Here is an 840-nt window from a genome sequence, read left to right as displayed (position 1 = left end):
GCATAGCGGCAGCAAACCGCGCGCGATCGCCGCGCGCGTGCTCGACGCGGGGATGCACCGCGGCCGGTCGCTCAAGGCCGAGTTGGCGAGCGCGCTGCCGGGCCTGGCCGACCCGCGCGACCGCGCCCTGGTCGAGGCGATCTGCTTCGCCGTGTTGCGCCAGCCGCTGCGCTACGAGGGCGCGCTCGCCGCCTGGATGGCGCGGCCGCTGACCCGCCGCGACGGCGAACTGCGCGCGCTGCTGTACGTCGGCCTGGCCCAGCTCGATCCTTTGCAATTGCCGGCGCATGCCGCGCTCGATTCCACCGTCGAGGCCGCGCGCGGCCTGGGCTATCCGCACCAGGCCGGCATGGTCAACGCACTGCTGCGCCGCGCCCAGCGCGAAGGCCTGCCCGCGGTCGACCCCCGGCATTCGCACTGGCCGAGTTGGTTGCGCGGACGGCTGCGCCGCGACTGGCCCGGGCACTACGAAGCGATCCTCGCCGAAAGCGCGGTGCCGGCGCCGATGTGGCTGCGGGTCAACCCGCGCCTCGGCAGCCGCGAGGCCTATCGCGAACGGCTCGCCGAGGCCGGCCTCGACGCCGAGGCGGTCGAAGGCCTGCCCGATGCGCTGCGCCTGCAGGGCTCGGTGGCGATCGCCGCGCTGCCCGGGTTCGCCGAGGGCGCGGTGTCGATCCAGGACGCCTCCGCGCAATTGGTCGCCGAGGCGATCGCGCCCGCGCCCGGTGCGCGCGTGCTCGACGCCTGCGCCGCGCCCGGCGGCAAGAGCGCGCACCTGCTCGAACGCGACCCCGATTTGCGCCTGACCGCGCTCGATGTCGACGCGGCGCGCCTGCAGCG

At 75.7% G+C, this 840-nt stretch carries 1 protein-coding gene; it reads left to right on the top strand.

The window, feature by feature from the left end:
• A partial coding sequence (locus ACSAMQ_RS20585; RefSeq protein ID WP_435397439.1) for a transcription antitermination factor NusB occupies nt 1-840 on the top strand: 840 nt, incomplete at both ends.

Origin of the sequence: Lysobacter sp. 1R34A (genome assembly GCF_051217035.1) — a bacterium.
Taxonomy (GTDB): domain Bacteria; phylum Pseudomonadota; class Gammaproteobacteria; order Xanthomonadales; family Xanthomonadaceae; genus Lysobacter.
The sequence above is the reverse complement of the archived record's forward strand: the minus strand, read 5'-3'. Positions and strand labels throughout refer to the sequence as shown.